General features: G+C 52.9%; 15 protein-coding genes, 2 tRNA genes and 1 pseudogene. 7 read left to right on the forward strand and 11 right to left on the reverse strand.

The window, feature by feature from the left end:
* The first annotated feature begins 7 nt into the window (after positions 1–7).
* Positions 8–2,752: a tetratricopeptide repeat protein gene (locus CIK95_RS00690; RefSeq protein WP_094465992.1), complete on the forward strand. Its 2,745-nt coding sequence runs from the start codon at positions 8–10 to the stop codon at positions 2,750–2,752.
* A 243-nt stretch (positions 2,753–2,995) separates the two neighbouring features.
* Here CIK95_RS00690 and CIK95_RS00695 read toward each other — a convergent pair whose 3' ends face one another.
* Together CIK95_RS00695 and CIK95_RS00700 are read right to left on the reverse strand one after the other, a co-directional pair.
* Positions 2,996–3,769, reverse strand: coding sequence for a glycoside hydrolase family 16 protein (locus tag CIK95_RS00695; RefSeq protein WP_094465993.1), 774 nt, complete (start codon positions 3,767–3,769; stop codon positions 2,996–2,998).
* A gap of 174 nt (positions 3,770–3,943) precedes the next feature.
* Positions 3,944–6,430, reverse strand: coding sequence for a TonB-dependent receptor domain-containing protein (locus CIK95_RS00700; protein WP_094465994.1), 2,487 nt, complete (start codon positions 6,428–6,430; stop codon positions 3,944–3,946).
* A 106-nt stretch (positions 6,431–6,536) separates the two neighbouring features.
* Here CIK95_RS00700 and CIK95_RS00705 point away from each other — a divergent pair.
* Positions 6,537–6,608: transfer RNA gene (locus tag CIK95_RS00705), tRNA-Arg, on the forward strand.
* A gap of 77 nt (positions 6,609–6,685) precedes the next feature.
* On the opposite strand, the gene CIK95_RS00710 is transcribed toward CIK95_RS00705, so the two are convergent.
* The 4 genes from CIK95_RS00710 to CIK95_RS00725 all read right to left on the reverse strand — a co-directional run bounded on the left by CIK95_RS00710 (position 6,686) and on the right by CIK95_RS00725 (position 12,355).
* A complete protein-coding gene (locus CIK95_RS00710; RefSeq protein WP_094465995.1) occupies positions 6,686–8,332 on the reverse strand; it encodes a beta-N-acetylhexosaminidase in 1,647 nt (548 codons plus the stop codon).
* Positions 8,333–8,347: 15 nt separating this feature from the next.
* Positions 8,348–9,439: an SGNH/GDSL hydrolase family protein gene (locus CIK95_RS00715; protein ID WP_022310358.1), complete on the reverse strand. Its 1,092-nt coding sequence runs from the start codon at positions 9,437–9,439 to the stop codon at positions 8,348–8,350.
* 28 nt (positions 9,440–9,467) lie between these two features.
* Positions 9,468–10,025 carry an RNA polymerase sigma-70 factor gene (locus tag CIK95_RS00720; RefSeq protein ID WP_254045971.1) on the reverse strand — a complete coding sequence of 186 codons (558 nt, stop codon included), beginning with the start codon at positions 10,023–10,025 and terminating at the stop codon, positions 9,468–9,470.
* Between the two features lie 134 nt (positions 10,026–10,159).
* Complete coding sequence (locus tag CIK95_RS00725) at positions 10,160–12,355, reverse strand: DUF4838 domain-containing protein (RefSeq protein WP_094465996.1); 2,196 nt, start codon at positions 12,353–12,355, stop codon at positions 10,160–10,162.
* Between the two features lie 135 nt (positions 12,356–12,490).
* Between CIK95_RS00725 and CIK95_RS00730 the strand changes: the two genes are divergently transcribed.
* Both CIK95_RS00730 and CIK95_RS00735 read left to right on the forward strand, forming a co-directional pair.
* Positions 12,491–12,566, forward strand: a tRNA-Pro gene (locus CIK95_RS00730).
* A gap of 167 nt (positions 12,567–12,733) precedes the next feature.
* A pseudogene (locus CIK95_RS00735) lies at positions 12,734–13,539 on the forward strand (IS256 family transposase); the annotation flags it as partial.
* Between the two features lie 300 nt (positions 13,540–13,839).
* Here the strand turns inward: CIK95_RS00735 and CIK95_RS00740 are convergent.
* From CIK95_RS00740 to CIK95_RS00755, 4 genes are all read right to left on the reverse strand, one after another.
* Positions 13,840–14,520 (reverse strand): hypothetical protein, encoded by a 681-nt coding sequence (locus CIK95_RS00740; protein ID WP_094387241.1) that lies wholly within the window; start codon positions 14,518–14,520, stop codon positions 13,840–13,842.
* A 22-nt stretch (positions 14,521–14,542) separates the two neighbouring features.
* Positions 14,543–15,277: a hypothetical protein gene (locus CIK95_RS13325; protein WP_216820566.1), complete on the reverse strand. Its 735-nt coding sequence runs from the start codon at positions 15,275–15,277 to the stop codon at positions 14,543–14,545.
* Between the two features lie 351 nt (positions 15,278–15,628).
* Positions 15,629–15,784 (reverse strand): 50S ribosomal protein L34, encoded by a 156-nt coding sequence (gene rpmH, locus CIK95_RS00750; RefSeq protein WP_004351099.1) that lies wholly within the window; start codon positions 15,782–15,784, stop codon positions 15,629–15,631.
* Between the two features lie 7 nt (positions 15,785–15,791).
* Positions 15,792–15,998 carry a hypothetical protein gene (locus CIK95_RS00755; RefSeq protein ID WP_094387871.1) on the reverse strand — a complete coding sequence of 69 codons (207 nt, stop codon included), beginning with the start codon at positions 15,996–15,998 and terminating at the stop codon, positions 15,792–15,794.
* A 12-nt stretch (positions 15,999–16,010) separates the two neighbouring features.
* Here CIK95_RS00755 and efp point away from each other — a divergent pair, with 12 nt between their 5' ends.
* From efp to radC, 3 genes are all read left to right on the forward strand, one after another.
* Positions 16,011–16,577 (forward strand): elongation factor P, encoded by a 567-nt coding sequence (gene efp / locus CIK95_RS00760; RefSeq protein ID WP_022310351.1) that lies wholly within the window; start codon positions 16,011–16,013, stop codon positions 16,575–16,577.
* Positions 16,578–16,693: 116 nt separating this feature from the next.
* Positions 16,694–17,734: a glycosyltransferase family 2 protein gene (locus CIK95_RS00765; RefSeq protein ID WP_094465997.1), complete on the forward strand. Its 1,041-nt coding sequence runs from the start codon at positions 16,694–16,696 to the stop codon at positions 17,732–17,734.
* Positions 17,731–18,423: a DNA repair protein RadC gene (radC, locus tag CIK95_RS00770; protein WP_094465998.1), complete on the forward strand. Its 693-nt coding sequence runs from the start codon at positions 17,731–17,733 to the stop codon at positions 18,421–18,423. Before CIK95_RS00765 ends, radC begins: the two co-directional genes overlap by 4 nt.
* 160 nt (positions 18,424–18,583) lie before the next feature.
* On the opposite strand, the gene CIK95_RS00775 is transcribed toward radC, so the two are convergent.
* The gene (locus CIK95_RS00775) at positions 18,584–18,961 is read right to left on the reverse strand and encodes a YbjN domain-containing protein (RefSeq protein WP_022310348.1); all 378 of its coding nucleotides are present in this window, start codon (positions 18,959–18,961) and stop codon (positions 18,584–18,586) included.
* Positions 18,962–18,973: the final 12 nt, after the last annotated feature.

The following is an 18,973-nucleotide window of genomic DNA, read 5'->3' on the forward strand; positions in this document are numbered from 1 at the left end:
TTGACACATGAAGACTATTACCGTTTTTCTTGCCTCAAGCAATGAGTTGAATTACGACCGCAACAGTTTCCATGCTTTGATAGCCAAACTTGACGACATATACGAGCCACGGGGTATCCGCATCAAATGCCGCAGATGGGAGGACTTCCCCGCTTATTGCACAGGTGAAAGAACGCAGGATGTCTACAATAAGACCGTACGCTCCTGCGATATGTGCATCTGTATGTTCCATAAAGAGGCTGGACAGTATACTATTGAGGAGTTTGAACAGGCTCTGGATGAATACAGAACCAATCACAGTCATCCCAAGACCTTCGTTTATATACGCGCTCTTGTAGAAGGTGAGGTCGAAACCGACGAACTCAAGGCGTTCAAGGACCAACTCTTCAAGAGCATTGGCCATTATTGGTGCAACTATGCCTGTGATGACAGCATGAATCTCCATTTTGTCATGCAACTTGAGCGACTCATACCTGACATGGGGCTGTCTGCAGGCGACAGCAGCCAGTTGAAGGTGGAAGAGGGTAATGTCACGCTGCAGGGCATCAAGATAGCCGACTATACCAATCTGCCTTTTGCGGCAGCCAATCCCGAATACTGCAATCTGAAGGAGAAATATGCCCAGCTCGACAAGGACATCACCCAACTGCGCGCATTGGGAATAGACGACACCCACGACCTGCTCAGAGAAAAGGTCATAGACCGACAGAAATGTCATGAGCAAATCATCAATATGGAGAAGCAGTTGCTTGACATGGCCTTCCAGGTAAACAAGTCAATCAGCAGCAATAGCCCCATGAGCGAACGCAAGCGTCTTGCCATCGAGATGTTTGAGCAGGGCAACATCAAGGGTGTCATCAATGTCCTCAACGAGGAAGACATGGCTTCTGAAGCCAAGCAGGCAGAGCTGGAGATAGCCCGAGGCCGTCAACTGGTGGAGAGCGGCAATGAGCTGATAGCCAAAGGCATACAGGTCATCCAAGCCCAGGTCGAAGACTACATCCTGCGAGCCAAAGCCTTGATGCTGGACATTGACAATAGCGACAGATTCTCACTCGCCTGCAATGCCTACGAACGGGCGATAGAACTGACGCGTAAACATTTGCCCAAGGCAGAGCTTGCTGGCCAGTTGAATGATTATTACTGTTTTTTGTCTGCTAATAACCAATTCTCCAAGTGCGAAGCATATATCGAAGAGAGTGTGTCTATCAGGGCAGAGTTGTGTCGCGACCACCCCGAGATGTATGAGTCAGACTTGGCTGGTTCATATAACAACTTGGCAATTCTATATAGTGATACCCAGCGGCTCCAGGAAAGCGAAGCGATGTACAAGTCGGCATTGGCGATATATGAACGCTTGGCAAAGGCAAATCCGCAGGCATACGAGCCGGACCTGGCTCGTTCATATAACAACTTGGCAGCTCTTTACAAAGATACCCAGCGGTTCCAGGAAAGCGAAGAGATGTACAAGTTGGCATTGGCTATACGTGAACGCTTGGCAAAGGCAAATCCGCAGGCATACGAGCCGGACTTGGCACAATCATATAACAACTTGGCAATTCTTTACAAAAATACCCAGCGGTTCCAAGAAAGCGAAGAGATGTACAAGTTGGCAATAGCTATACGTGAACGCTTAACAAAGGCAAATCCGCAGGCATACGAGCCAGCCTTGGCTGGTTCATATTACAACTTGGGTAATTTATATCATGCTACCCAGCGGTTCCAGGAAAGCGAATCTATGCACAAATCGGCATTGGCTATATATGAGCGCTTGGCAAAGGCAAATCCGCTGGCATACGAGCCGGACTTGGCTGATTCATATTACAACTTGGGTTATCTATATGGCGATACCCAGCGGTTTCAGGAAAGCGAGGCGATGTACAAATCGGCATTGGCTATACGTGAACGCTTGGCAAAGGCAAATCCGCAGGCATACGAGCCGGACTTGGCTGTTTCATATAACAACTTTGGTAATTTATATTATGCTACCCAGCGGTTCCAGGAAAGCGAAGCGATGTACAAGTCTGCCTTGGCTATATATGAACGCTTGGCAAAGGCGAATCCGCAGGCATACGAGCCGGACTTGGCTGATTCATATTACAACTTGGCTAATCTATATAGCGATACCCAACGGTTTCAGGAAAGCGAAGCGATGTACAAGTCTGCCTTGGCTATACGTGAACGCTTGGCAAAGGCAAATCCGCAGGCATACGAGCCAGCCTTGGCTGATTCATATAACAACTTGGCAATTCTTTACAAAAATACCCAGTGGTTCCAAGAAAGCGAAGAGATGCACAAGTCGGCAATAGCTATACGTGAACGCTTGGCAAAGGCAAATCCGCAGGCATACGAGCCGGACTTGGCTGATTCATATTACAACTTGGGTATCCTGTATAGCGATACCCAACGGTTCCAGGAAAGCGAAGAGACGTACAAGTCTGCATTGGCTATATGTGAACGCTTGGCAAAGGCGAATCCGCTGGCATACGAGCCGGACTTGGCTGATTCATATAACAACTTGGCTATCCTGTATAGCGGTACCCAGCGGCTCCAAGAAAGCGAAGAGATGCACAAGTCGGCATTGGCTATACGTGAACGCTTGGCAGAGGATAATCCACAGTTATATGGGTCGGATTTGGCAAAATCGTATAGCTACTTGGCTATTTTGTACAAACATACCCATCGATTTGCGGAAAGCGAAGAGATGGCTAACGCTGCAGCAGCTATACGTGAACGCTTAGGCATAGAATAGCCACGAGGCATCACTACTCTGGAAACAAGTGTCTGCAAGCCATTAAGAGGCTATTGTCCGTTTTGCGTCACGCTGTATAGGGTGGCGCAAATGGTATATAGCCTGCGGCAGTCACCAAGGATAGCCAAAGCCAAAGCCCGAAGTCCGGTCTTGCCGGTCTTCGGGCTGTTTGTATCTTCGCGTTGTAGTTTACTGACGGCAACGATACTGCCGCTCTCTGTTCAATCAGTCGGTCGGGGCACCTCACTCCAACTCGTAGAACTTCACCCAGTCTACCTCCATTTCCACGGGCAGCTGCTTGGGGTCGGCCTTGCCTACCCACGAGCCCTCTATCTGCATGTCTATGAGCAGGTAATAGGGCGTACCGAATGGGAACTGGCCCTTGTCGGTGGTCTCTATCCTGGGGTAGACCAGCGATGTCTTGCCATTGATAGACAGGATGATGGAGTCGGGCAGTATCTCCACCGCATAGGTGTTGAAGCCGTCGCGGTCTATGGGCAGCGTCGAGCCGTGGGGCGGATTCTGGTCTTTCTTGAGCACGTGGGTGTAGTATGTGTGTATGGTCTGATAGGCGATGGTGTCGTGGTTGAGATGCTCCATGATGTCTATCTCTCCGCCTTCGGGCCATTTTATCTCAGCATCGGGCAGCATCCATATTGCGGGCCAGGCTCCCTGTGCGCTGCCAAACTTTGCGCGTACTTCTACCTTGCCGTGCCTGATGGTGCGCTTGTTCTTGGTGTAGAGTCCGCCGGTGACATAGCGGGCGGTGTCGGCGTCGCGATGGGTGTTGACGGCGCCACGCAGCACCAGTCTGCCGTCACGCACGGCGTAGAGCGAGTCGGCGTCAGACATGTGGCGTTTCCAGTCGGCATTGCCACGTGTAATCTTCGACCACGAGAGGTTGTCATAGGTGTTTCCGTCAAAATTGTCTTGCCATACGAGCCGGTACTTGTGTGGCGATGATGCGAGTGCGGCAGTGCAGAACAGCAGTGCGGCGATGGTTGTAGTAATCTTCATAAGAGGTTTTGTTTAGACAGCTACAAAGTTAGTATTTTTAATTCTTCTACCGTCCTTTGCCGCCATTTATTTGTTCCCCGATGGCCCACAACAATGAAAGGGCCTGGAGCTCCACGCCTGGAGTCAAGCCCTTTCTAACCTAATTAACGCTTATTTATAAAAGAATGTGTCTTGTTACATTTCCTCCCCGCCCGAATACTGTTCTGAGGGATTCATGCCGTCCATACCCTGCTGGCGCTGCGGCTTCTTCTTGGTGTTGCCGAAGTTGTAGGTCACCGTGAGGTTGACCTTGCGACCGCCCCACTTGTTGATCTGATGGCGGGTGAACGACTCGCTCGATGTGAATGTCTCCCACTTGCGTGTGTTGAACACATCGCGACAGTTGAGCGACACGGTAAACTTGCGGTTCATGAAGTTCTTGCGCACTCCGAAGTCTACATTGTAGTTGCCCTTGCGGTAACCCTGGGTGATGACCTGGCGCGAACGATAGCGTCCGCCGAGCTGTACCGAGATGTCGTAGGGCAGGATGAGGCTTGCCTGCATACGCGCGTTCCATGTGAAGCTGGAATTGCCCTCGCCGGTGATGGTCTGGTCGTCTATCACGTAGCTGAATCCGTTGAGCTTGTAGTAGTAGGCGTTGATGTTGGTGGTGAGGTCCAGTATGCGGAACAGCTTGTTCTTCAGTGTCGCCTCGATACCCTCGCTCTGGCTCTTAGCCACGTTCTTGGTGGTCTGGTACATGATGCCTGTGGCGGCGTCGTGCCAGTTGACGCGCTGCATCACGTCGGTCGTCGGACGGTAGTAGGCGCTTACCAGCAGCGAGTGCTCGGTCCAGGTGCGCAGATAGTTGAACGAGAACGAGTTGGAGAACTCAGGCGTAAGCTCGGGGTTACCGAACGAGATGGAGGTGGCGTCGCGCGTGTCGCGGAACGAGTTGAGCTGTCCGCCCCAAGGACGACGCAGACGACGCGTGTAGTTGAGCTGCAGCTGGTCGTTGTCTGTCAGCTGATAGCTCATGAAGATGCTGGGGAAGAGCTGGAAGTAGTCCTTGTCAAAGGCCTTGTCGCGCTTCGACGGGTCGCGCTCCTGCTCCCAGGTATAGCTCTCTGTGTTCACGTGCCAGTATTCGCCGCGCAGACCACCCATCACGCCCAGCTTGCCCAGCTGGTATTGTGCGGTGAGGTATACGGCGTGCAGGTCCATGTCGTAGATGAAACGGTTGTAGAAGGCGCGGTCTTCGCTGGCGTTGAGTCCGTTCCAGCTCTGGTCGGTCCACGACTCCTGCGGCGTGTTCTCTTCAGAGAAGTTGCCCTCATATCCCGCCTGGATTTTGGCGTGCTCGCTGATGGGGTTCTCATAGTCGAGCTTCACTGTCCAGCGGCGGTTGTTGATGTGCATGGGGCGATACTGGTAGTTATACACGGTAGGCATATCGCCTGTGATATAGTCGGTAGAGTCCTGATACACATTGTCGTCATCGCTCTTCCACTTGCTCAGTCCCACCACAAAGTCCAGATAGTGCTTGTCGGTGAAGTTGTGGCGGTAGTTGAACTCTCCGTAGAGCATATCCATATTGCCTATACCCGATGTGCGTCGGGTCATGATGCGGTCGGGGGTACTGCTGCCTGTAGTGCCATACTGGTAGGGCGTGAGCGACCAGTTCTTGTGGCGTCCGTCCATAATCATACCACTCAGAGAGATGTCGTCTTTCTTGGTGGCGTGCCACGTGATGCCAGCCCGCGAGAAGATGCCGTTGCCCATGCGGTCGTTGTCGGCGGCATAGCGCTGATACTGCGAGGTCTGGGGGAAATACTGCTCGCTCTGGCTGTGTCCGCGGTTCTTGCGGTGGCGGTAGCCCACGTTGAGATAAGCGTCCAGCTTGCCGCTGTTCATATTGATGTTGAAGCTCGTCGTAGCGCCGCCGCGGGTGTCGGCACCCGCCTCTACCGAACCGTAGTAGCCTGCCTTGCGGTCTTTCTTCAGCACGATGTTGATGATACCCGCCGAACCTTCAGCCGAGAATTTGGCCGAGGGGTTGTCGATGATTTCTATGCGCTCGATGCTCTCTGCGGGCAACTGCTGCAATATCTGCGCGCGGTTGTCGCTGGTCAGACCGCTGGCCTTGCCGTTTATCCACACCTCTACGCTCTCATTGCCGCGCAGCGAGATATTGCCGTCGTTGTCTACTTCGACCGAGGGGATGTTGTCCAGCACGTCTGAGGCAGCCTGGCCCGAATTGGATACCAGCTGGCTCACGTCAAACGACTTGCGGTCTACCTCCAGTTTCATCGTGGCGCGCTGCCCCGTCACCTTTACTTCCTTGAGCATGTGGGCGTCTTCAGCCATGTAGAGCACGGCATACGACACGGTGGGCGCGGCAGCCGTGATGGCAAATGTGCGTCTTATCGACTTGTAGCCCAGGTATGACAGCTGTGCCACGTACTTGCCTTCCTTCAGGTTGCGCACGGCAAACTTGCCGTCGGCGTCGGATATGGCGCTGCCGATGATTTTGGTAGTGTCGCTCTGGGCTACCACCAGAATGTTGACAAATTCGAGTGGGATGCTGTGGGCCTTGTCCAGTATGCGGCCCTTCATCACTCCCTGCGCCATGATGGTCATCGTGGCGAGGGCGAACAATAATAATATGTATAGTCGTTTCATACAATCTATTTGATGCATTTGGCGTACCAATGGTTTAACGCGTCAAAAGAAAAATCGATATTTTTTCTTATATTTTGATTAATATGCTTACCTTTGCAGTTGCGTTGGTCCCGTAGTTAAATGGATAGAACGGAGGTTTCCTAAACCTTTGATCCGAGTTCGATTCTCGGCGGGACTACTACACATGAAAGAGGATGAACCTTCATGATGGAGGGGTTCATCCTCTTCTTGTTTTATCCCTTCCGGGCCGTGGGGCTACAGCTCGCGCGAACCCTTGAGGTGCTCTTCGGGCCAGAGATGCTTGGCATAGGTGTAGCCCTTGAGCTCATAGATGGCGCGCAGACACTCCACACGCTTCACAAAGTCCTTGAAGTCCTTCTGTGCGGGGGCCATCCACTGCACCTCGCTCAGCGCACCCATTCTGGGCAGCACCTGATACTCAGCCAGAGACTCGGACACGATGTACTCGCTCCACAGGTTGGCCTGCACGCCCAGGATATGCTTGCCGGCTTCTGCCGGAGTGCCTTCGGGGATGGGTTCAAAGCTGTAGGTCTTCTCTATAGGCAGGTCGCCGCCGATGAGCAGAGGCTCGTTGTGGTTGTTGGCGGTCTGGTAGTAGTCGAAGTAGGCGTGGCTGTTGGGCGTCATGATGACGTCGTGGCCCAGAGCGGCTGCCTGGGCGCCGGGCTCGGCTCCGCGCCATGACATGATGGTGGCCGACTGGTCTACGTTGCACTCCAACAGCTCGTCCCAACCTATGATCTTGCGGCCTTTAGCAGCCAGATACTTCTGCACTTCAGTAGCGAAATATCCCTGCAGACGGTCTTCCTTGCTCTGCTTGTTGCCAGCCACGATACCCTTGTCGCTGATCATCTGCTGGCACTTGGGACATTTCTCCCAACGCATCTTGGGAGCCTCGTCGCCGCCGATGTGTATGTACTCGGAGGGGAAGAGGTCGCAGATTTCGTCGAGCACGTCTTTGATAAACTGATAGGTCTTGGGATTGCCGCCACAGAGGATGTCGCGGTACACGCCCCAGTAGTGGCCCACCTCGTAGGGACCGCCGGTGCAGCCCAGTTCGGGATAGGCGGCAAGCGCTGCCAGCATGTGGCCGGGCATGTCTATCTCGGGGATGATGGTGATATAGCGGTCGGCAGCATACTTTACGATGTCGCGCACCTGCTCCTGGGTGTAGAAGCCACCATAGCGCACGTGGTCGTCTACATCGGAGTTGCGGCCCACGGTGGTACCGCTGCGCCAAGCGCCCACCTCGGTCAGACGGGGATACTTCTTGATTTCGATGTTCCATCCTTGGTCTTCGGTCAGATGCCAGTGGAAGCGGTTCATGTTGTGTAGCGCCAGCATGTCGATATACTGCTTGACAAAGTCGGCAGAGAAGAAGTGGCGCGAGCAGTCGAGGTGCATGCCGCGATAGGCGAAGCGGGGTGCGTCGTTGATGACCACGGCAGGTAGAGTCACCTCTTCGGCCTGGGTGAGCACGGGCAGACTCTTGCGCAGGGTCTGTATGCCGTAGAAGACGCCCTGGGCTGTGGCGCCGCTGATGGTGATGCCACGGGCTGATACCTCGATGTGGTAGCCTTCGGCCTCCTTCATCTTGGCGTCGGTGCGCAGCACGATGTTGCCGCGCTGGTTTTTCTTGTCGGCCACGGCGGTGGTGAGTTTCATTCCTGTCTTCTCAGCGATATACTCTGCCAGGAATGTGGCGTTGCGCGCCATGTCGGCGTCGCCCTGATACACTATACGGGTCACGCCGTTCAGCCTGTACGCGTCGCCCTTGGCTGCGGCAATCTCTCTTGGCAGCGGTACTACCCTATAGTCGGCATTGGCGGCTGCGGCAGTGAGGCCCAGCGCCAAGGCCAGTGTCATCATTACTTTTCTCATTATACTGTAGTTTGGTTATTTTACGATTTTGTCTTCCATCTTCCAGTCCATGATACGGCTTATCTGCGGTATCAGCTTCATGGCTATCTTGCGATGGCCCTGGTAGTTGGGGTGGCCGTCGGCGCCATAGTCGCGTCCGTCGCGCAGCACCTCGAGCATGGGTTCGGCAAAGTAGACCTGCTTGTCGTCATAGCAGCGCTCGCGCAGGATGGGGAAGCAAGCCTGCAGATATTTGCGGGCAGAGTGGGGCATGATGCAGAGTATGGGCACGTTGCCGTAGTGGCTGCGCAGACTCTTGATCATCTTGACATAGTTGCCCACATACTGGTCGGGAGTGGGAGTGACCTCACGCGAGAAGTCGTTGGTGCCGAGATTGATGAGCACGATGTCGGGGCGGTATGCCTTGAAGTCATATTCCACCGTTTTGTCGTTGTCATACACCTTGGTGTGGCGGTCCAGCATGCTGTAGTCAGAGCGCTGCTTCTTGTCGCCGTAGTTGCGCACCATGCCCTGGCCCGAGTGTGCCTGGATGGCATAGTCGGTGTCGAAGTAGCGGGCTATGAGGCAGCCGTAGGCGTGGTCCACGTTCTCGGTCTCTATCTTGAAGTGCTCGTTCTGCGTGGGCGAGTCAGAGCCGTAACCGCAGGTGTAGCTGTCGCCGAAGATTTCTATCATGCGGCTCTTGCGCTCCACGGCCTTGAGCCGCGCACCCTTGGCACCGTAGAAACCGTGGATGGTGGTGATGCCGTTGCCCTCGCAGGCACGCTGCAGACGCAGACGGTGGGTACCCTTGCCCAACTTCTCTGCCAGCACGATGCGCTGGTGGCTCAGACTGTCGGCAAATATCTTCTGGGTCCACTCTCCGTCGATGAATACGTTGAAGTAGCAGGGACGGGTGCTGCTCATGTCTACGGCGATGGTGCCGCCGGTGAAGTCGGTCTGCGCATATACGCCTATCCAGTCGAAGCTGACGCTGCCGTCAGCATGGGCGAGGGTGCGTCCGGTATAGGTCACGCCCTGGGTGATGAGTCGGGTGTAGTCTGTCTTCTGTGCCATGGCCTGGAGCATCAGCACCAGCAGGCACAATAATAGTCCATGTCTTTTCATGTGGTTTCTTGCTTTATGTTGTGATTGATTACTGTATGCTCAGGAGCGAGAGTGCCATCACGATGTAGCGCCCCAGCCGCTCGTTGAGCATCTGCAGGGCGTGCTTGATGTGATACTTCACCGTGTTGACCGATATGCCCAGTTCGAGGGCTATCTCGGCATGCTTCTTGCCGGCAAAGCGGCTCAGCTCAAACACCGTGCGACATTCCAGAGGCAGGGCGGCTATGGCTTCGTCCAGCTTCTCTGCCAGCTCCTTGTCCAGCAGCTGGCCCAGCGGCTGTTCGCCGTTGCCCGTCACCATGGTTTTGTCTGAAGAAGGGGGGATGGCCTCGGTGGCGATTTCGTATTTCTCGCGGTTCTTGCGCAGATGGTCGAGACAACTGTTGCGCACGCAGCGGATAAGATAACTGCGCAGCGACACTTCGACCTCTATGCGCTCGTGGTTTTCCCAGAGATGGAACATCACGTCGCCCACCACCGACTCGGCGAGATAGTCGTCGCGCAGATAGCGGCTGGCAAAGTGGCAAAGCACCTGATAGTGGGTATCATAGAGATACTTGAAAGCCTTTGTATCTCCTTTGCGCAAACCGTTTACTACCAATTTCTCCGAATAGTCCATCGTGTATACAAAATAACCGCCGAAGCAGCATGCAAATATACAACAATAATTTTGTATATCAGCCACTGTCGGCGGTTATTTTATGTTGGGTGCTATAGTTTTTACTCTACGACAACCTCGTCGATAAAGAACCATGCCGGGTAGCCCACTCCGTAGTGCCAGGGAGGACATACGCCGATGGTCTCAATCTTGACGCGCACATAGCGGGCGGTTACGGGCTGGGCGACAGTCACGGTGCCGGGGATAAACTTGACCTGTATGTCTTTGTCTTCGGCAAAGTCGATGCGGCCCATGTCGGTAAAGGTCTTGTTGTCCATCGAGTACGAGTAACTGATGCTCTTGGGCAGCAATACCCATGCGCCCAGCTGCTGCAGGAAGTCGGTGGTGACGGTGCTGAAGGTCTTGGCCTCGCCCATGTCGAGCACGAAGTCGGCGTCGCGGCCTTCCCATCCTACCCAGCTTTCCACAAAGGTGGTGCCGCCATAGAGTCCGTCGGTCAGGGCCTTGTCGGCTATGGGCTGGTAGGCCTTGTCGGGAGCGCTGTGCCATATCACCTTGGCGCCGGAAGCCTTGTTGGTGTCTGGGTGGGGCAGGAAGCGCTTCTTGTAGAGGTCGCAGTAGTCGTCGTAGCGGTTGTTGCGCTCGTTGAGGCTGGTGATGCCGTACTTGGCACACTGCTCACGGAATATCTCGAGCTTGCGGCTGGTGGCTTCGGCGTCCTGGCCGTTCTTGGTGCGGGTTATTTCCAGCTCGCTGTAGCGCAGAGGCAGACGGGCGGTCTGGACACGGGCAAGCAGGGTGCTGTCGCCGGCCACGGCAGCCTCGGCCTGGTCGAATATCTCGGCATAGACCTTCATCAGACGGTCGTTGAGCATACCGTTCTTGTGGGATATGGGTGAGTCGTATATCCACAGCGGTGTCGACGATGACAGCAGCGCTCCGGTGAGCATCATCTGGTACTTATATATATAAGGTGCAGCTGCGCCATAGTATCCCTTCATGAATGTGCGCATCAGCGAGTCGGCGTTCTGATAGGGGTCCCACATGAGTTTGGCTATCATGTAGGCACGCATCTCGCCGAAGTCGGTACCGCGCTGGCGGCCGCCGTTGATTTGCTCGAATATCATGGTAGCGTGGTGTTCCTTGAAGAGCTGTATGTTCTTCTGGATGATGTGGAAGTTGGGGAAGGGAGCCACCATGTTGTCAAAGTTGATGCCGTAGTCCCACACGAAGATGTTGTTGCTGATCTTGCTCCAGCCCTCGAGCGCCCGCATGAAGTCGCGGCCCGACTCGTTGTCGGTCAGAGGCACCTCGCGCTTGCAGTCTATGTCGCAGAGCATGATGTTGACGTTGGGCAGCGGTTTTACATGCTTGGGTGGGTGCATGCTGTACAGGTAGGCGAGGGTAGAGAACTGCTTGTCGGGGAAGCGCTTGGCGAGCTTGTTGACAAAGCGGATAAGATTGCCCGAGGGGGCACCCTCGTACTCCTCTATCTTGGCGCAGGCCTCGCAGTGGCATTGGGTGTTGTTGCCGTCGTTCTGGCTTACGCTAATCATCTTCATGCCGGGATTGGCCTTGAAGATAGAGTCTATCTTCTGCACGGTCAGCTCGTAGACCTCAGGATTGGAGAGACACCACTGGCTGTGGCTTCCAGGGCGGCGCTTGCCGTTGATGAACGAATAGTATTCGGGGTGCTTCTCGCCGTAGACCGACGAGGGGAGGATGCGGTTGAAGGTATGCACCCACAGATTGCCTGCAAACTCGTCCTGACTGTTCTCCAGGCGGAACCAGCGCTCAAAGTCGGGGTCCTGGCAGCCGTAGCTGTGGGTCTGGCGGAAACGGAAGGCGGGCTTGTCGCTCATCTCGATTTCGGGCAACTCGATGTTGGCTGAAGGGGTGAGCGTGTAGGCCTTGTAGGCATAGTAGCTTACGCCCATATAGCGCTCCAGCAGAGTTACCACGCCATAGACGGCACCCTTGCCGCCACCGGTCTTGATGTGCAGCGCGCCGTTTTTGCAGACGAGCTCAAAGCCGTCCTCGGCGGGAGTGGCTGCGGCTTCGCCTATCACGATGGCGCCACCTTTGGCCTTGGCGGGAGCTATCTCCAGCTGTGCTCCTGAAATCTTGTTGACAAACCGCGCCAGCATGTCGGCTGCTTCGCGGTTAACACTGTTGTCTTCGGCCAGCACGATATACGCCTTGGCCTTACCCTTGCTCACCATGGTCATCTGTGCAAAGGCTGCCGACGTCATCATTACCAGTGCCGCCAGCAGACCCAGTCTGCGATACATTTTCATTGTCTGTTGTTTAGATTGTTAATAGCTATACCTTTGTATTGGTTTACAAAGGTACTCATTTTGAGTGGCACAGGCAATTTTTTCATGGTTTTTTGCTCGATTGTCGGTTTTTTCATTTACCTTTGCATCCGCATTCGGGATGTAGCGCAGTTGGTAGCGCACTACGTTCGGGACGTAGGGGTCGGGCGTTCGAGTCGCCTCATCCCGACCAATGCCAGTCAGGCGGAGAGTCAGTAGAGACCCTCCGCTTTTTTGTTCTGCCTGGTTGCCGTCATCTGCCTCCGCCGCCTCGGAGCCGCCTCGGCTTTCTCTCAGCCAGCCGCCAGCCTCACGCCACCAGTATTCCCTTCTCTTCTGCTTTCCGCCATTCCCGTGCCCGAAACCATCAGTGCTATAACAGACCGAGTTCTTCCCGAAATAACAGCATGGAAGTCGCGTATGCTTGACCCCGTGTATGCCATTTGCTGGCTTGATGCCATTCACTACAAGGTGAAGGACGATAAGGGTCGTGCAGTCACTCGTGCAATATACGATATCTTAGGTATAAACAAGTCTGGCTACAAGGATCTTCTTGGTATGTATATATCTGAGAGTGAGGTTGCTAACTTCTGGCTTGATGTAATGACCGACCTTCAGAACCGTGGTGTACGTGATATTCTGATTTGTTGCGTAGACGGTCTTAAGGGATTCCCTGACGCAATCCAAAGTGTATTCCCAGAAACCTCCGTTCTGCTATGTGTAGTCCACCAAATCCGCAACTCAATCAAGTATGTAGGAAGCAAGCATCAGAAAGAGTTTCTGAAGAATCTCAAGACCGTATACGGTGCCGTAAGCAAGGATTCCGCATTGGCACAGCTTGACATGGTTGATGAAAAATGGGGTGAGATGTACCCTATAGTTATCAAATCCTGGCGCGACAACTGGGAGCGTCTTACGGAAAATTTTAGTATACTCCTGCAATCCGCAAGATTATCTACACAACCAATACGGTTGAGGGCTATCATCGTCAGGTGCGCAAAGTAACGAAGAACAAGGGTATATTCCCGTCAGACACCGCACTTGAAAAGTTTGTGTATCTTGCCTATCGATACATTAGTGGGAAATGGACTATGCCCCTGTCTAATTGGGCACTGATATCACAACAACTTGCTATAAAAATTGGAGATAGGTTCAAGATTATGTAACTTTGTCTGTGAAAGGCTCCTCTTATTTGTGTGCAGATATGAAATCTGCACACAAATAAGAGGGAAAGAATAAAAAATCAGAGCCGTGACACAGTTCTGTTTACATTACCGCGTTCAAGGCACCTAATGTTGGGATATCGATGACTCCTTGTATTGCTCGGGTACGGGTGCGGTGTTGATTGAACATCGTACACTACCTAATTTATTGTGTAATAATTAGTTAAGTGCTGCTTAGTGAGGTGTGCGGTAAAATCAAAACTATGTTTCTACAACCTTGTAGTCGGAGACTCTTAATCCCGATTATTGTTTACTGGAAGCTGCTTTCCATTCATCATAGATATGGCTAAAGATAGCTACGCCATCATTCAGTTGCTTCCTAGCTAAAGACTTATCTTTGTTCCACCATTCAAGAATGTAATTCTTCAGTCCCTCATATTCCTTTTGATCCTTGAATTGTCGATCCAGGCTTCCCATTTTGCCAAGCGTTGCATTGTAAAGAATAAATGCCCGTTTCTGTCCATTAGGCTTCAGTGCATACCAAGTAGCCCAAGAGTTTCCTGTGTTTATGCCATTGCCAGGCAGAAATACGTGAACTTGATAGACAGATGCATTCTTGCCGCGGTAAAGGAGTTCCATAAGGCGATCCTCTTTTACAGCCCTAATCGAATTACGTGCTATCGTTTGGCAATGTTCCCACACTTCGCCTTCAGGGTGTTCCTCTGTGAGTGCAAGCCATTCCATCTTGGCTATTTTCTCAGCATCGTACTTCTTGGCTTTTTTGCCATCTGGATTCTCGGCAAGTCTTACTTGATATTCTAACGCCCACCCCATGTACTTCTTAGGAATGTAGCCCTCTATCTGTTTGCCATCCATCATAGTGAGGCGAACATGACGCATTTCTGGGTCGTCATTCTTGCGAGCGTGTACAGCTATCGCTACCATCATTACTGCTATGAGCAGCCAAAACTTCATTGCTTTCATAATGCTTCCTTTTAGTTGTTATTTATTGTTTGCCATCTAATACTTCTATCACTCGTTGTATCATAGAACTTCGGTTGTGTTCACCTGGTCCAATGAGTTTCTTTTCCCATTCCTGCGAAAGTCCTACACAGTGGCAAAGTTCTCGGATAAAGGATTTGTCGCATTTCTTATAGGTATCTCCCAAACATATAAGTTTGCCATCAGTCTGTCTGATATAGAAGTCGCAAGCCGTCTTGCTTGGGATGAAAAACATTGCTGCTGCTGTGTTACATTGCCAAGCTTTCATTCCTCCCATGTCCGTCACGGAATAACCTTGGGAGGCATAAATATAGACTTGCAATCGTGGGTGGTTAACATATAGCCAGCTCCATCCCACATTTTCCAAGGGAACAAGTGTGCGTACGTTTTGCTTGGAGGTGGCATTCCACACCACTACAGAATCAATGTTGGCGAAAGGTATCACATCGCTAGTGCATTGGCGAGAAAAAAAGTTTCTATAAACTTGAACATCCTTTTTCTTGCGTGGCAAGTCTATTCGGTCATTACTTTCATAGAGTTGCTGGATACCATTCTTTAGGTACACTCGTCCCTCGCATGATTGAGCTTGCATGCTAATAGTTCCCATATAAGCAAGCAAAATGCTAATGATGAGATATATTCGCCTCAAATATACCTCCTCATGCACGGCATTTTTGATCTCTCGGATGGTCTTGTCATTGGAAAAACGCCAACCTTCTATTTCTTCAAATTTGCACATAAGCAATTCCTCTTGATAATTATACAAATATACGAGGAAACTTTCTGATTACCAAATGAATTAACCATTTTAATAAAAGCACGCTTCCTTTCGGGGGTGTGCCCACTACCTCCACAAGATTTATGATTATCACTGGTGGCTCGTGTCGTCCGATATGGGTTTGCGTGCCTTTGTTGCGTGGTCGTGGTAATGGTGGTCAGGTAGATAGCAGGGGAGGTAGGAGTGATGGCGCTGGCGGAGAGGATGCGAGCAGCGAGAGATGCGTGTGCCGGAGTGATAGGGGTATAAACAAAAAGGAGCAAAGATGTGGTAATCTTCGCTCCTTTTTGTTTCGGATTAACGTCAACGACATTATTTGCCGTGGTGCTCGTCAGAAACGGTTAACTTTTTGCGACCATGAGCACGGCGAGAAGCCAATACGCGGCGGCCGTTCTTTGTTGCCATTCTCTCACGGAAGCCGTGCTTGTTTACACGACGACGGTTGTGTGGCTGAAATGTTCTTTTCATCTTATGCTTATCTTTTATTTGTTATTATTTCTGTCTCTGAAACGGCTGCCGTCTCCCTGGCCATGATGCCGGTGGAAGCATAGACGCCTTTTTGGGTTGCAAAAGTACGCATAATTTTTGAAATAACAAAGAACTCAGACATTTTTCGGTCAGAATTAGATGTTTTTTTATAAAAAAGTAGTAACTTTGCACCGCTTTTAGCAGACAACAACATTATAATAACAATATGATTAACTCACAGGAAATCAAAATCGGTACTTGCATCCGCATGGATGGCAAGATTTGGACTTGCATCGACTTCCAGCACAGAAAGCCGGGTAAGGGTAACACAGTAATGATAACCAAGCTGAAGAATGTTGCTGACGGCCGTGTGCTTGAGCGTACATTCCAGATTGGTTTCAAGCTCGAGGATGTTCGCGTGGAGCGCCGTCCTTACCAGTATCTTTATGAGGATGCCACAGGCCGTATCTTCATGAATCAGGAGACTTTCGAGCAGATTCCAATCCCTGCACACCAGATTACCGGTGTGGAGTATATGAAGGAAGGTGATGTGGTAGAGGTTGTAACCGATACAACTGACGGCACTATCCTGCTCGCCGAGATGCCTGTAAAGACTACTCTGAAGATTACTCACAGCGAGCCCGGCGTAAAGGGTAACACCGCTACCAACGCCACCAAGCCCGCTACTCTCGAGTCGGGTGCCACCGTACGCGTGCCTCTGTTTATCAACGAGGGCGAGACCATCCTGGTCGATACCCGTGATGGCAGCTATCTGGGTCGTGTAAGCGAGTAATCGCGCAGCACCCTATACTTTTGTGACAACCTATATCTCCGGGGCCACCATGGTGGGTGTTCTGAGATATAGGTTGTCTGCGTTTCAATACCATCAATCCTATCTGTACTACTGACATGAAATATAGTTTTATCATACCCGTCTACAACCGTCCCGATGAGGTCGACGAGCTGCTCGACAGCCTTACGCGCCAGGAGTGTCGTGACTTTGAGGTGGTGGTGGTCGAAGACGGGTCGGCAGTGCCTTGCCGCGACGTGTGCGACCGATATGCCGACAGGTTAGACCTGCACTATTATAATAAGGAGAACTCGGGCCCTGGTCAGAGCCGCAACTATGGTGCGGAGCGGGCGCAGGGAGAGTATCTCATCGTGCTCGACTCCGACGTGGTGTTGCCTCCGGGCTATCTCTCGGCGGTAGATGCCGAACTGGCAGAGCGCGAGTGCGATGCTTTTGGTGGTCCCGACAGTGCCCATCCGTCGTTTACTCCGGTGCAGAAAGCCATCTCCTACTCGATGACGAGCTTCTTTACCACCGGCGGAATACGTGGCGGCAAGAAGAAACTGGACAAATTCTATCCCCGCTCGTTCAATATGGGCATCCGTCGTGATGTCTATGAGCGTCTGGGTGGTTTCTCGCGTATGCGCTTTGGTGAAGACATCGACTTCTCTATCCGTATCTTCAAGGCAGGATGCCGCTGCCGCCTTTTCCCCGCAGCCTGGGTGTGGCACAAGCGCCGTACAGACTTCCGCAAGTTCTGGCGGCAGGTCTACAATAGCGGTATCGCGCGCATCAACCTCTACAAGAAATATCCCGAGAGCCTCAAGCTCGTCCATCTGCTGCCTATGGTCTTCACCGTGGGTGTGGCGCTGTTGGCGGTGATGGCTCTGGTGGGAGCAGGGGTATGGGCGGCTTGCCCGCAGACCACTCTCGGACCATGGCTCATGGCGTTGGCACTGGCTCCGCTGGTGCTCTATTCGCTCATCATCTGCATCGACGCCACCCGCTCGGCGCGCAGTCTGCGCGTGGGTGTGCTCAGCATCGCCTCGGCTTTCATCCAGCTTACGGGCTATGGCTGTGGCTTCCTCTCGGCGTGGTGGAAGCGCTGTGTGTGTGGCAAGAGTGAGTTCAGTGCTTACGAAAAAACCTTCTATAAATGACCTCCGGCAGTCTGAGCATCAACCAGTGGGCAGAGGAAGACCGTCCGCGTGAGAAGCTGGCCCGCCTGGGAGCGTCGGCGCTGAGCAATGCCGAGCTGCTGGCCATCCTCATCGGGTCGGGCACTCCCGAGAAGAGCGCTGTAGACCTGATGAAGGAGATACTGGCCGACTGTGGCAACAATCTCAACCAGCTGGGCAAACTCTCGCTTGCCGAGCTGCAGCGATACAAGGGCGTGGGATTGGCCAAGGCGGTGACCATTCAGGCCGCCTGTGAAATGGGCCGTCGCCGACAGGTGTCGCGGCCCGAGGAACGCCCGCGCATGGACAGCGCCGACGCCATCTATCGCGAGATGCATCCCCGTATGCAGGACCTCGATGTCGAAGAGGCGTGGGTGGTGCTGGCCAACCAGTCGTTCAGGCTCATCAAGGTGCTGCGGCTGAGCCATGGCGGCATCAGCGAGACGGCGGTCGATGTGAGGGTGGCACTCCGCGAGGCTCTGCTCTGCAATGCCACCGTGATGGCGCTCTGCCACAACCATCCCAGTGGCAACTGCCATCCCAGCCGCGATGACGACCGCATTACCGACCTCATGCGTAAAGCCTGTGAGACCATGCGCATCAGACTGGTAGACCATGTCATCGTCACCGATGGCGCCTACTACAGTTATCGCGAGGAAGGCAAACTGTGAGGAAACACTTGCCGCGGGGCGGACGAATATCAGTGGGGCTGGCTGAGCCATCGGCTTGGCCGTAGTCCATATAAAGAAGATGCACAACATGCTGCTGGCAGCGCGTTGTGCATCTTTTTCGTATGGGTCGGTTGTCGCCGTGGCGACCAGGGCGACAGCGTCAGTTAATCTGCTTGTAGAACTCCTGCTGGGCGGCAAGCAGAATATCGAGCACTCTGGGGATAATGTCGTCAAAGACGGGCGTGCTGTCTATCAGCAGCTCGGCAGAGAGCCACACATTGTCGTTGACGATAGTGGCTTTGACCACCTTCATCGAGACGCTCACCGCGTTGGTGGCTTCGAGGACGCCGGCGCGGTTGTCTTCGGTCACGTCAAAGACGCCCGGCATGACCAGACGCAGGAATGTCTCGTCGTTGTCGCTGCCCATGAATATGAAGTTGCGCATCTGGTACTTGAAGAAGATGTCGTTGTCTTCGTCCTGCTCGTATTTGAAACCTTGTGAGCTGAGGAACTCTTTCATTAAATCTACATTTGTCATAATTTTTGGGTT

The organism is Prevotella sp. P5-108 (assembly GCF_002251385.1).
In the GTDB taxonomy this organism is placed as follows: Bacteria; Bacteroidota; Bacteroidia; order Bacteroidales; family Bacteroidaceae; genus Prevotella.

Bases quoted from the DNA above. Each gene is read 5' to 3' on its own strand.
- CIK95_RS00690 (WP_094465992.1), top strand. From the start codon at position 8: ATGAAGACTATTACCGTTTTTCTTGCCTCAAGCAATGAGTTGAATTAC.
- CIK95_RS00695 (WP_094465993.1), bottom strand. From the start codon at position 3,769: ATGAAGATTACTACAACCATCGCCGCACTGCTGTTCTGCACTGCCGCA.
- CIK95_RS00700 (WP_094465994.1), bottom strand. From the start codon at position 6,430: ATGAAACGACTATACATATTATTATTGTTCGCCCTCGCCACGATGACC.
- CIK95_RS00710 (WP_094465995.1), bottom strand. From the start codon at position 8,332: ATGAGAAAAGTAATGATGACACTGGCCTTGGCGCTGGGCCTCACTGCC.
- CIK95_RS00715 (WP_022310358.1), bottom strand. From the start codon at position 9,439: ATGAAAAGACATGGACTATTATTGTGCCTGCTGGTGCTGATGCTCCAG.
- CIK95_RS00725 (WP_094465996.1), bottom strand. From the start codon at position 12,355: ATGAAAATGTATCGCAGACTGGGTCTGCTGGCGGCACTGGTAATGATG.
- CIK95_RS00740 (WP_094387241.1), bottom strand. From the start codon at position 14,520: ATGAAAGCAATGAAGTTTTGGCTGCTCATAGCAGTAATGATGGTAGCG.
- CIK95_RS13325 (WP_216820566.1), bottom strand. From the start codon at position 15,277: ATGTGCAAATTTGAAGAAATAGAAGGTTGGCGTTTTTCCAATGACAAG.
- rpmH (WP_004351099.1), bottom strand. From the start codon at position 15,784: ATGAAAAGAACATTTCAGCCACACAACCGTCGTCGTGTAAACAAGCAC.
- CIK95_RS00755 (WP_094387871.1), bottom strand. From the start codon at position 15,998: ATGTTGTTGTCTGCTAAAAGCGGTGCAAAGTTACTACTTTTTTATAAA.
- efp (WP_022310351.1), top strand. From the start codon at position 16,011: ATGATTAACTCACAGGAAATCAAAATCGGTACTTGCATCCGCATGGAT.
- CIK95_RS00765 (WP_094465997.1), top strand. From the start codon at position 16,694: ATGAAATATAGTTTTATCATACCCGTCTACAACCGTCCCGATGAGGTC.
- radC (WP_094465998.1), top strand. From the start codon at position 17,731: ATGACCTCCGGCAGTCTGAGCATCAACCAGTGGGCAGAGGAAGACCGT.
- CIK95_RS00775 (WP_022310348.1), bottom strand. From the start codon at position 18,961: ATGACAAATGTAGATTTAATGAAAGAGTTCCTCAGCTCACAAGGTTTC.